General features: G+C 65.2%; 12 protein-coding genes. 1 reads left to right on the top strand and 11 read right to left on the bottom strand.

Annotation, left to right across the window (positions count from 1 at the left end):
* Positions 1 to 498: 498 nt before the first annotated feature.
* From RMP09_RS19090 to RMP09_RS19040, 11 genes are all read right to left on the bottom strand, one after another.
* A complete protein-coding gene (locus RMP09_RS19090; RefSeq protein ID WP_008904214.1) occupies positions 499 to 846 on the bottom strand; it encodes a c-type cytochrome in 348 nt (115 codons plus the stop codon).
* Positions 843 to 2,075 carry a sulfite oxidase gene (locus tag RMP09_RS19085; RefSeq protein WP_041484972.1) on the bottom strand — a complete coding sequence of 411 codons (1,233 nt, stop codon included), beginning with the start codon at positions 2,073 to 2,075 and terminating at the stop codon, positions 843 to 845. Before RMP09_RS19085 ends, RMP09_RS19090 begins: the two co-directional genes overlap by 4 nt.
* 85 nt (positions 2,076 to 2,160) lie before the next feature.
* Positions 2,161 to 2,763 carry a hypothetical protein gene (locus RMP09_RS19080; RefSeq protein ID WP_066787015.1) on the bottom strand — a complete coding sequence of 201 codons (603 nt, stop codon included), beginning with the start codon at positions 2,761 to 2,763 and terminating at the stop codon, positions 2,161 to 2,163.
* Positions 2,760 to 3,293, bottom strand: coding sequence for an RNA polymerase sigma factor (locus RMP09_RS19075; RefSeq protein WP_050813810.1), 534 nt, complete (start codon positions 3,291 to 3,293; stop codon positions 2,760 to 2,762). The genes RMP09_RS19080 and RMP09_RS19075 overlap by 4 nt, the downstream gene beginning before the upstream one ends.
* Positions 3,294 to 3,363: 70 nt before the next feature.
* Positions 3,364 to 3,723, bottom strand: a complete 360-nt coding sequence (locus RMP09_RS19070; RefSeq protein WP_008904210.1) for a DUF305 domain-containing protein — start codon at positions 3,721 to 3,723, stop codon at positions 3,364 to 3,366.
* Complete coding sequence (locus RMP09_RS19065; protein ID WP_062405660.1) at positions 3,720 to 5,114, bottom strand: YncE family protein; 1,395 nt, start codon at positions 5,112 to 5,114, stop codon at positions 3,720 to 3,722. Before RMP09_RS19065 ends, RMP09_RS19070 begins: the two co-directional genes overlap by 4 nt.
* A 161-nt stretch (positions 5,115 to 5,275) precedes the next feature.
* The gene (locus RMP09_RS19060; RefSeq protein ID WP_108322911.1) at positions 5,276 to 6,175 is read right to left on the bottom strand and encodes an anti-sigma factor family protein; all 900 of its coding nucleotides are present in this window, start codon (positions 6,173 to 6,175) and stop codon (positions 5,276 to 5,278) included.
* A 19-nt stretch (positions 6,176 to 6,194) separates the two neighbouring features.
* Positions 6,195 to 6,698 (bottom strand): RNA polymerase sigma factor, encoded by a 504-nt coding sequence (locus RMP09_RS19055; protein ID WP_008904230.1) that lies wholly within the window; start codon positions 6,696 to 6,698, stop codon positions 6,195 to 6,197.
* A gap of 46 nt (positions 6,699 to 6,744) precedes the next feature.
* On the bottom strand, positions 6,745 to 7,062 hold the full coding sequence (locus tag RMP09_RS19050; protein ID WP_231624607.1) for a hypothetical protein: 318 nt from the start codon (positions 7,060 to 7,062) through the stop codon (positions 6,745 to 6,747).
* Between the two features lie 120 nt (positions 7,063 to 7,182).
* A complete protein-coding gene (locus RMP09_RS19045; protein WP_008904227.1) occupies positions 7,183 to 7,614 on the bottom strand; it encodes a nuclear transport factor 2 family protein in 432 nt (143 codons plus the stop codon).
* A gap of 161 nt (positions 7,615 to 7,775) precedes the next feature.
* A complete protein-coding gene (locus tag RMP09_RS19040; RefSeq protein ID WP_100174373.1) occupies positions 7,776 to 8,882 on the bottom strand; it encodes a YeiH family protein in 1,107 nt (368 codons plus the stop codon).
* Between the two features lie 117 nt (positions 8,883 to 8,999).
* Here RMP09_RS19040 and RMP09_RS19035 point away from each other — a divergent pair, with 117 nt between their 5' ends.
* Positions 9,000 to 9,929: a LysR family transcriptional regulator gene (locus tag RMP09_RS19035; protein ID WP_100174423.1), complete on the top strand. Its 930-nt coding sequence runs from the start codon at positions 9,000 to 9,002 to the stop codon at positions 9,927 to 9,929.
* Positions 9,930 to 10,684: the final 755 nt, after the last annotated feature.

The raw sequence follows: 10,684 nt of genomic DNA, 5'->3' as shown, positions 1-10,684 counted from the left end.
GTGCTCGACCGCTTGTGCGGCTGGGCAGGTGTCACACAAGCCTTAACGGTTGCTGCCGTTCGAGTTTTCAACGTGAATGCCCTTGGCGTGCCGGATTGCGATCACTCCTATTCATGCATCGTGGTAATGCGCAGAGACAGGTTTCAGGCGCGCAGTTGACATTGCTAGAGAGTTGACAACAGCGTGCAGAGATCTGCAAGCTCGACGAGCAAGACTGCAGCAGCATCAAGCATGGTGCGATCAATCACCTGGGCGTGTCGCCAGCGTTGATGGCTTACCGCGAGCACAAGGCCATGCTGGGCAAGACTTAGGCCGGCGAGAAGTTCCCGGCGGTTGTGATGATGGGGGCTGGCTGGATGGTGGTCCCCGACATCAAACCAGGCAAGTGATGGTGAGTGGCTGACCCGCCCTGGGTCAGCCACTCAGTCGGGATCGCTGTTTGCAGGTGATCCCGTCCTTTTTGTCAGTTGGCGCAACAGCGCTGTGGCCAACCAGCCATCACTTTGATCCACCCGAAGCCTTGGCCACGTAGGCCGCCAGGGCGGCAATTTGCGCATCACTGAGTTTGCCGTTGTAGGACGGCATCTGCCCAATGCCGTTGCGCAGCGCGGTGGCCACGCGCTTGGCATCGGGCTTGAGCTCGTCCAGGCTGGGGCCCACGGCGCCTTCGGCTCCCGCGTCCTTGAGCGCATGGCACAGGGCGCAGGCAGGCACCGCGCCTTGGCCGAACAACACCTTGCCTTGTTGAAGTTGCGCGGCATCGTCGGCGGCGTGCACGGGCAGCACTGTGAATGCCAACGACCACAGGGCAGCGACCAACGCGTGTTTTTGGATTGTGCGCTTCATGCCACGCTCACTTTCACGGCGTGGTCGGCCCAGCTGGTGTTGTTGTAGCCGCCCGCGTTTTCCATGCGTTGTTCGGGCTGCACGTTGCCTGCGGTGTCGGTGGCTCGGCTCGCCAGGGTGAACTGGCCCGCCGGCAGGCGCGCCGCAAAAACAAACTGCCGCCACGCAAAGCGGCCGAGGTCGGGCCCCACCATGCGCGCGAGCTGCCAGGTTTTTCCGCCGTCCAGAGAAACCTCGACCTTGGCCACCGCGTTCATGCCGCCAAACGCCACGCCATGGATCTGTGTGTCACCCGCTTTAAGCGGGGCGCCGTCCGTGCCGGGACCGTTGATCCACGACTTCACCGTCATTTCCTGCACCGATGGCTGCGACGGGTCGCCCTTCGCGCCGGGCGGTGAAATGCGGTAGCCGTGCGACATGATGCGTGCGTCGGTCTCCTGAGCGGTGAAGGCCAGGCGTTTGACGTACTTGATGTTGTTCACGCCCGTGTAACCCGGCACGATCAAGCGCAGTGGGCCGCCGTGGGCCAGCGAAATCGGCACACCGTTCATTTCCCAGGCCAGCAGGGCATCGGCGAGTGCGGCAGCAGGCACCGAGCGTTCCACGATCACGCTCTTGGGGTCCAGTCCATCGGGGAGTTTTTCGCCGCCTGTGCCGGTGAGGTAGGCCATGCCGGCCTCCACGCCGCCCAGGGCATCCACCACCCAGCGCACCGGCACACCGCTCCACACCACACAGCCTGCTGCGCCCACTTGCCAAGGCGTTCCACTGGGCTTGTTGGGGAAGTAGCCGCGTCCGTTGCCAGAGCATTGCAACACCATCGCCGTGGTCTCGATGCCTATGCGCTTGAGGTCGCCCAGCGTGAGTTTGCGCGGGTTCTTCACCCCCTCGATGTTGATCTCCCAGGCATCGCGGTTGCCCAGGATCGAGGCGTCGGGCGCGGGCAGGTTGTTGCGGATGTAGAGCTGCTCGGACGGCGTGATTACGCTGGTGCCGAACACACTGCGCTTGGTCTCAATGGTGGTGCTGCTGTGCACGATCAGGCTGGCCGGGTCCTTCCAGCCCACGTACGCTGGCAGAGGCTTGGCAGCACCGGCCAAGGCGACGGGCGCGGTCTCACCAGCAGCGGCTGCGGTGCGGCCAAAGCTGGCCAGACCAACGGCAGCCAAAGCAGCGCCGCTGCCGGCCAGCAGGTGGCGCCGGGGGAGCGAGGTGGGTTGTTGGTTCATTTCTGGGGTCTCCGGTGGTTGGGCGTCGTGCGCCGGTTGGGGTGAAAGGGGTGAGCGGTTGATTCGTTGACAGGGACGCGGTGCCTCAGCCTGGCCCGGACACGGGAGGTGCCTGCAGTGCCGTCTGCGCGACCGCCAGTGCCTTCTTTTTCTGGGCCACCAGCAACAAGGGCTTGCCCTCGCGCGAGCGGATCACCTTCCAGTGCACGTTGCTCCACCAGCCGCTGGCCTCGCGCAGGTCCACAGACTGGTCAAAGGCATACACCGTCACCATGCCGCCCTTCTCGAAGAACGTGGTGAGGTGGTAAGCGAGGTGACCTTCGATATCGCATGGCCGCATGAGTTGGGGAAACCCGGGCACCACGTTGGCGTCCCGCATGCCCAGGTGCATGAGCAACTGGCGCTGCTCCATGAAACTGCCCCGCAAGCTGCGCTCGTGGTATTCGTGGTCGATCGCGTCGCGCACCATCGCTGGCGGTCGCACGGCGAGCACCCCGCCGCTGGTGCCACCGGCCAGCAAAAGCGCAGCCAGAAAACGCTGCAAGCCGCGTCGCGCCAGCAGCGGCTGCGGCTTTCGGTACAGGTGTGCCGGTGCGTCGCTGGCCTCGAAGGCGATCGCCAACTCGGCGCGCGCGCGCAAATCGAATTCGCTGTCGGGCAGGAAAGGCGCGTCGGTATCGGGGCTCATGTCTTGGTCCTGCGAAACGGGGTAACGTTGACATCGGCCTTGGGTGTCGCAGGTACCCCCATGGCCAGCTTCAAAGCGTCGCGCGCACGGGCTAGGCGCGACAACACCGTGCCGGGCGCGATCTCCAGCGCCTCGGCCATCTGGGCGGTGGGCATGTCGTCGAAATAAAACAGCACCAGCACCTCGCGGTGGATGGGCGCCAGGCGCGCGAGCGCCTTGACGACATCGAGTTTGTCGTCCAGCCCCGCGTCGGGCGCCGCTTGCTCGGGCTGCTCTTCATCGTCCAGCGACTGCATGCTGGGTGCGGCCTGGCGAAAGGCGGCGCGGCGCATGATCTGAAAGAGCCAAGCCCGTGCCAGCGCAGCGTCGCGCAGTTGCTCCCGGTGCTTCCAGGCGTTGGCAAAACAGTCTTGCACCACGTCTTCGGCAATGGCGCGCGAACCAGTGAGCGCCCACGCACTGCGCAGCAAAAAACGGTAGTGCTCACGCACCCATTGGTTATAGCGGGACTCGGCAGACTGGAACAGCATGGTGATCAAGAGCGCTGCATGGCTTGGTTCATTCCGTGGCGCTCATTGGTACTTTCCCTAGGGCTGTCGATCAAGGCCCCCGCGTCCCACCCAGCGACGGAAATTCCGCTTCCGCACCTTTGGCTGTGCGCTGCTGCAGGGTGTGCAGTCGGCGTTGCATGCTCTGGATCTCCACCGTCTGCCCGGCAATGATTTCCTCGGCCAACTGCCGGGTGACAGGATCGCGCCCATGCTGCAACACCAGCCGCGCCATGTCCACAGCGCCGGCGTGGTGCGGAATCATCATCGCCAGAAAGTCCTGGTCGGCCTGGCCTGCGTAGCCCGGGCTGTGCATGGCCTGCATCATGCGGGCCATCGATTCGTCCATATCCCGCTGGAATGCGCTGGTGTGCGCGGCGCTGGCGCCGTGGCTGGTGTGCGCGCCGCTCATGCCGTCTGGCCCTTCTCGCCCACACGCACGTAGACGAGGTTGATGCTCTTTTTGTTGCGCAGCGCGCCAGAGGGCAGCGTCAGATTGCCCAGGGGGATCTGCGCAATGAAGGTCGGGCGCAGCGGGTCGCTCACATCAAATGCACTGCACACGGTCTGGCCCGCGTTGGGCGTGCCGGGCAGCTCGTCCTGTTCGTGGGCCACATACAGCAGCGTGTTCTCGGGGTTGGTCCACAACCCGTGCGACTCGCGGCCACGGCTGGAGAAGGTGCCCACCACCTTGCGCTGTCCGCCCGGAGCGCTGCGGTCGATGATGGCGATCGGGCTCGACGCCACGCCGCCGGGGCCACCATCGTCGATGCGCGCCAGGCTGGCATAGACCACGCTGCCGCGCGCATTGCGCACGAACTCAACGTGGTTGGGCCGAGCGCCCATGCCGAGTGGCACGGTGTCGATCAGGTCGAAGCCACCCTGCGTCGAGCGGCAAGACACCGCATCAGCCAGCTTGTGCGAGAACCACACCTCGGCACCGTCGGGTGTGGTCTTCATGAAGGGCGTGAAGCCGGGTTTGTCCTGTGCGCTGATGTCCAGCGTGGTCAGCCGCTGCGGTTGGCTGTGGCCATCCGCGCCGGGGTTGACGCGGAACACGTCGATCTTCGACACCTTCTGGCTGGCCACAAAGGCCAACGTACCCTCACGGTTGAACCACACCTGCGCCGGGCCGCTCAGTGTGGGCAGGTATTGGCGAACCGCGCTGGAGCCCGGGCTGTCGGCCCCCTTGAGCTGGCGAACGGCACGATCGACGCCGACGATGGCAATACGGTCTTCACCGCGCAGCGTGACCCACAGCTCGCGGCCGTTGCGCGTGAAAGTGGGCTCGTGCGGTTCGCGGCCCAGCAGCAGGCCACTACTCAGGCGCTCGGGGTTGGTGGTGGGCCCAGACGCAGGGTTGGGTGTGTTGCCGATCACGCGGCGCTGCTCGGCGTCGATCAGATAAATGTTGCTGGAGCCGCGCCCGCTGGTGGCCAGCAGCCGGCCGTCGGGCGACGGCACCGCGCCGTGGGCGTCGATGCAGCCGTGGTACAGCGGCTTGTGGATCATCGCCGCGTGTGTCGGCGCCACGCCGGCGGTGACGTAGCGAAATGGAGGCCGCGGGTCTTCGTCGAAGCTGGTCAGGTTGATCGTGCTCTCGACGGTGTTCGTCTTCGGATCGATGACGACCAGCGTGTTGGAGTCTTCATTGGTGATGAAGACGCGGTCGCGCGGGTCGATGCCGGTGGCTGCGGCTCCCGCTGAAGCGCCGGACGGGGCCTGGGCATGTGCTGCGGGCAGCGCGCTGGCTGCCGCGGCGGCCAGGGTGTACTTGAGAATGTCGCGGCGTTGGGTGGTCATGTGTGCTTTCTGAGTTGGTGTGGAGAGTGATCGCTTGGGTCGTGGGCCGGGAGCCGCCGATGAACCACTGCCCAGCGCTTGCTTCAGGTCAAGAGCGCGGCTCGGGCCGTTTCATTCCCTGGGCATGCCGACAGCGCGTCGCGCCGACGCCGCCCTGGCCTTCAGCGCGGGGTGCCAAGTTGCCGATAGACCTCGGCCGACACCTGCGCCAGCACGCTGCGGTCGGCGTCGGACGACAGGGCGTAGCCGAAGGGACCGTCGACCCAGTAGAAGACATTGACCACACCTTCGCGTGCGAAGCGGAAGGCCGTGTCTGTGTTCTTCACGCTGGCCTGCAGTGCCTTGTCCGGCCCCGCGGCACTGCCCACGTCGGCGACATCGTTGGATACGTACAGCGTCAGTTTGCTGCCGAGCTCGTTGCGGTACATGAACTGCGCCACCGGCCCCTGGCCGCCCGGCAACAGGCGCCCGCCTTCCAGCGTATAGCCCTGGGCCTGCAGGTACGGCGGCTTCATCGGCGCGCCCATGCGCTTGGACAGCCAGGCCACGAGCTGGTCTTCGTGCGCCGCGTCCACCTCGACCGGGCGGCGCGGGTCGGGACTGTATACCGCGTGAGCCACCGCCGCGCGCTGCGCGAAGCCGCCCGCTGACGCCAGCGTCAGGCCGCGCTCGGCGGGTGCCGCGGCGGCCATGCGGCCGGCATCGTCGCCCCCCGCGGGCAGGCCGCCCCGCAAGCCCCAGCCTGTGGCGCCGCTGATGACGGCGATGGCGATCCCAGCGGCCAGGCGCTGGAGGTACCAAGGCGTCTGCGGCACGGCGCGCGGGCGCGCCGATTTCAGCAGGCGCTGCGGCGGCTGTTCATCCAGCACGGGATCGAACAAGGCGTGCAGTTCGCGCTTATGCGCCCGGTAGGCCTCCAAGCGCTGCGCGTCTTCAGGGCGTGCGGCCAGATAAGCGGCGATCTCGACCTGGCGCTCAGCGGGCAGGCGGCCATCAACGAACGCATGCAGGTCGGCCTCGGTGACCGGGGGAATGGACGGTGGCGGACGGTCGGTATTCATGGGTTGCTTCGCAATACATTCATTTGACGACTTTCAGCCGCACCGGTTCTGCGCGGCCTTCCATCAGGCCGCGCAGGCGCTCACGGCCTCGCGACAGGCGCGACATCACGGTGCCGATGGGGATACCCAGGGCCTGCGCCACATCGGCATAGGCCATGTCTTCCAGCGTCACCAGAAGAAGCACTTCCTTCTGCTCGACGGGCAGCAAGTCCAGTGCAGCCTGCAGATCCAGTACAGCCAGCCTGTCGGTTTGTGTCGGCGCCACCGGCACTTCGGGCGTGTCGTCGTCCATGGTCACGGTGTGCAGCCTGGGACGGCGCACGCCATCGACGTGCAGGTTGTGCATGATGCTGAAGAGCCAGGCGCGCATGTCGGCCACGCCGCCCCACAGGTTCGACTTGGCCCAGGCCCGCTCCAGCGTGTCCTGCACCAAATCGTCGGCGTCGTCACGGTTGTTCACCAGTGCGCGCGAATAGCGGCGCAGGCGCGGCACCCAGCTCAGCAGGCTTGCGTCGTCTTGCATCGGGGGGTCGTGGCCTGAGGGTCTGGACGGAAGTCGACAGCAAATGTCATTCCTTGATGATGTGCCAGACGTCTTTGAAGTTGTCGCCGGCGCGGTCGCCGGGCTTCTGGTCGGCCTGGTAGGTGTACACCGGCTTGCCCTTGTAGGCCCACTGGCGCGCACCGTCGTCGCGCATGACGATCGTGTATGCACCGGCGGGTTGGTCGCTGGCGGCGGCCATCGCGGGCGGCCACAGCGCGGCGCAGCCGCCGTTGCAGGTGCTCTTGCCGCTGCCTGCCACGTCCTTGTCGAAGGTGTAGAGCGTCATGCCCTTGGCGTCGACCAGCGCGCCGTTGGCGAGCTTGGCCGGCGCGTCGGCAGCCATAGCGCCGGTGAGTGGTGCCGCGAAGGAAGCCGCTGTGATCAGCAGCGCGGCCAGAGTCGAAAGGTGCTTCATGGGGTTGTCCTTTAGGGTCTGGTGGAGAGTAGCCACGCTGCGTGCCGTTCAGTAAGCCGCAGCCACCGCCAGCTTGGGGTCGATCTGCCAGGTTTCACTGACGATCTTGCCTTCACGGAACGTCAGCACGTAGCGCACCTTGATGGGCATCTTGCCTTCGAAGACGACGTTGGCCGAGACGGTGGCGCCCTTGGGGTTGGCCGATTCTTCAATCTGGCCGACTGTGAGCTTCAGTGGGCCGACGGCCTTGCCGAACTTCTCCCAGGTGCCGCGAATGGCATCGGTGGTGGCATAGGTGCCGTCGAGTGGGCCGCCTACCCAGTTCAGCTGGGCCTGGTCGGCATAGGCACGCATGACGATCTGGGTGTCGCCCGAGGCGATGGCCTGGAAGTGCGTGCGGGCGTCGTCGCTGGGGGCGGCGAAGGCGCTGCCGGAGGCGAGCGTCAGGGCGGTGGCGGCGAAAGCGAAAGTCTTGAACATTGTGGGCTCCGATGAAGGGTTGGTGTGAAGTGAAGGGGGGTGAGTGCTGGACGAAGGGTCCGATAGGTCCCGACAAAAGAGCAGACGGCGTCGGCATGCGGTCTATTCCAGAGCGTGCAAAGAAATTTAGGGTCAGGGCCCTGGGCCGTGAATTCGAGGCTTCAGCCCAGCAGGGCCGGCACCCAGCGGTTGATGAGCGCGCCTCCGACGATGAGCCAGCCGAACAAGATCAACGCCAGCAGCAGCGGCTTGGCCCCGGCCTTGCGAATGGCGCCGATGTGCGTGGCCAGGCCGAGCGCAGCCATCGCCATCGCCAGCAGCGCGGTGTCAATCTCGATCGTCACTGCCACCACCGACGCCGGCAGCCATTGCAGCGAATTGAGCAACACAACCGCGACGAAGCCGAAGGCGAACCAGGGCACAGCGAGTTGACCCTTGGCGTGAGCATGCTCTGCCTCCACCAGGGCTTGCAGGGTGCTGTCGCGCGCCAGCCAAGCCGACAGCATCACCAGGAACGGCGCCAGCATCATTACTCGAACCATCTTCGCGATGACGGCCGAGTTGGCTGCGTCCGGGCCCACCGAACGTGCTGCGGCCACCACCTGGGCCACCTCGTGGATGGTCGATCCGACGTAGATGCCGAACCCGTTGGCGCCGCCGGGGATCAGCGCCCAGTGCCGGTTCAGCTCGAACAGCGCCGGGTACAGGAAGATCGCCAGCGTGCCGAACACCACCACCGTGGCCACCGCCACCGTGACCTGCTCGGCGCGCGCCTTGACCACCGGCTCGGCGGCCATCACCGCAGCAGCGCCGCAGATGGCACTGCCAGCGCCGATCAGCATCGCCGTCTTGCGCTCCAGGCCCAGCCAGCGCGTGCCGATGAGGCAGGCCAGTGCGAAGGTCGAGCCCAATATCATTGTGTCGATGGCGACACCAGCTATGCCAACATGGTCAATGTCCTGCACGGTGAGCCGCAGGCCGTACAGCACCACGCCCAGGCGAAGCAGGTTCTGCTTGGAGAAGTTGACGCCGGCGCCGCTGGCTACCGCCCAGCGCGGGGCCCACGGGTAAACCGTGTTGCCCACGATCATGCCCAGCACGATGGCCAGCGTCAGCGCACTGAAGCCATGGTCCTGCAGCCAGGCGATGCGGCCCAGCGCGATACCGGTGGCAGCCAAGGCGCCGCTCAGGGCCAGGCCGGGGAGCATGCGTGCGAAAGCCGATGCAGAGGCCGATGTGCGTGGCTCAGGAAGTACGTTGATGGTCATGCTGCTTGCCTCCGGTTGAAGTTCATGAGGACGAAGCTTCCGGCTTCATAGATGACCCGTCAAACGGGTTGTATCGCTAAGATGTACCCATCTGATCGCTTTGCAAACAAATCCGCCATGAATACCCTTCGCCTCACGCTGCGACAGCTGCAGATCTTCGTGGCGGTTGCGCGCAGCGGCACTACCACGGCAGCCAGCGCCGAGATCGCGCTGTCGCAGTCGGCCACCAGCTCGGCCGTGAATGAACTTGAGCGGCTGCTGTCGCTGCGCCTGTTCGACCGCGCGGGCAAGCGCCTGCTGCTCAACGACAACGGCCGTGCGTTACTGCCGCGGGCCCTGGCGCTGCTGGACGGTGCCGCCGGCATCGAGTTGATGTCCCGCGATGGCAGCGCCCAGGCGCAGTCGCTGCGCATCGGCGCCAGCACCACCATCGGCAACTATGTGCTGCCCAGGCTGCTGGCCCGTTTTGTCGCAGCGCAACCGGGCCATGCCAGTGCCTGGCGCTCAAAGGTCGTGATCGGAAACACGGCGGCCATCTGTGACGCGGTCGCTGCGTTTGAACTGGACGTGGGCCTGATCGAAGGGCCTTGCCACCAAGCGGCGCTGGCCGTCACGCCATGGCACCAGGACGAGATGGTGGTCGTTACATCGCCCGACAGCGCGTGGGCACGAATGAGCCTGGCCGGCGAGCGGGTGCCAATGCGGACACTGCGTGAAGGGGTCTGGCTGGTGCGTGAGTTGGGCTCGGGAACGCGCGAGGCCACCGACCAAAGTCTGCTGCCCCACTTGCGCTCCTACCGTCGAAGCATCGAGCTGGGAAGTTCGGAGGCGATCAAACATGCGGCCGAGGCGGGTATGGGGGTGGCCTGCCTTTCGTCGTGGGTCGTGAGCGACGCTTTGGAGGCCGGCCGCCTGTGCCGCATCGCCACGACCTTGCCGCGGCAGCTCCGACAATCTCACCTGGTCGTGCATCGCGACAAACAGCCCACCGCTTCGCTGCTGGCATTTGTCGACCAGGTATCTGGCGCCGAGAAAACGGCGCCATGAAATGTGACTCCATCGAGGTCAGGCCTGAGCAGCTCGCCAGTCGGCGCTCAAAGCTTATCCACGCACCTTCAACGAGATTCACGGCAGGCTCACCTGCACAAATGCCGGATGCGGATGGCGAGGTCAAGACTGCCGCATATCCACATACCGCACGCGATGTCTTGGGCATTGCGATCCAACGGCCACCCCTTGTCTCCTTCTTTATTTGCGGCGAGAGCAATGATCAGAATGTTGCAACAGCATCAGGTCAAAGTGAACTATTGCCCGTCTATCACGCACTTTGAGGAGCACTGGGAACCCGGGTGGCGGGTATTGCGCTACGGACACTGAAGGACCAAAAGAAGTGATTCGCCCTCCCTGCTGGCGCTTGAAGAAGGCCTGCCCAGGGTCCAGAACACCGTTTCGTCCGTGACGCAAAGGGCCATTCCAGAACTTTGCACTTCGCTACAGTGCCGAACGACCGGTACAGGTAATCGATCGGTCGCTTGAGATCCTGACCGGTGAGCGACCGCTTGCGGTGGCGCCCATGGACTCTGCCGTCGAACCTAAGTGGCAGCAATCAGTCTGCGGAAGTCTAGCCTCCGGGAGAGCCATTTGCTTCCCATCAAGTAGGGAGCGGTGGTTCTGCAAAAAAAGCAGGAAACTGTTAGTCAAGATTGATGGGGGAACTTTACCTGACTAACTGTTAGGGTCATTCAGAAACAACGATGGCTGTGCCATCGCCCGCAGCAACGAGGCCAAGGAACTGGGCATCA

Source organism: Hydrogenophaga sp., from assembly GCF_031426985.1.
Taxonomy (GTDB): Bacteria; Pseudomonadota; Gammaproteobacteria; order Burkholderiales; family Burkholderiaceae_C; genus Hydrogenophaga.
This window is presented reverse-complemented; position numbering and strand designations above follow the sequence as displayed.

Coding starts and splice junctions, on each gene's coding strand:
- RMP09_RS19050 (WP_231624607.1), bottom strand. CDS start 7,062: ATGGCTGCCGACGCGCCGGCCAAGCTCGCCAACGGCGCGCTGGTCGAC.
- RMP09_RS19060 (WP_108322911.1), bottom strand. CDS start 6,175: ATGAATACCGACCGTCCGCCACCGTCCATTCCCCCGGTCACCGAGGCC.
- RMP09_RS19040 (WP_100174373.1), bottom strand. CDS start 8,882: ATGACCATCAACGTACTTCCTGAGCCACGCACATCGGCCTCTGCATCG.
- RMP09_RS19065 (WP_062405660.1), bottom strand. CDS start 5,114: ATGACCACCCAACGCCGCGACATTCTCAAGTACACCCTGGCCGCCGCG.
- RMP09_RS19075 (WP_050813810.1), bottom strand. CDS start 3,293: ATGCTGTTCCAGTCTGCCGAGTCCCGCTATAACCAATGGGTGCGTGAG.
- RMP09_RS19045 (WP_008904227.1), bottom strand. CDS start 7,614: ATGTTCAAGACTTTCGCTTTCGCCGCCACCGCCCTGACGCTCGCCTCC.
- RMP09_RS19055 (WP_008904230.1), bottom strand. CDS start 6,698: ATGCAAGACGACGCAAGCCTGCTGAGCTGGGTGCCGCGCCTGCGCCGC.
- RMP09_RS19035 (WP_100174423.1), top strand. CDS start 9,000: ATGAATACCCTTCGCCTCACGCTGCGACAGCTGCAGATCTTCGTGGCG.
- RMP09_RS19070 (WP_008904210.1), bottom strand. CDS start 3,723: ATGAGCGGCGCGCACACCAGCCACGGCGCCAGCGCCGCGCACACCAGC.
- RMP09_RS19080 (WP_066787015.1), bottom strand. CDS start 2,763: ATGAGCCCCGATACCGACGCGCCTTTCCTGCCCGACAGCGAATTCGAT.
- RMP09_RS19085 (WP_041484972.1), bottom strand. CDS start 2,075: ATGAACCAACAACCCACCTCGCTCCCCCGGCGCCACCTGCTGGCCGGC.
- RMP09_RS19090 (WP_008904214.1), bottom strand. CDS start 846: ATGAAGCGCACAATCCAAAAACACGCGTTGGTCGCTGCCCTGTGGTCG.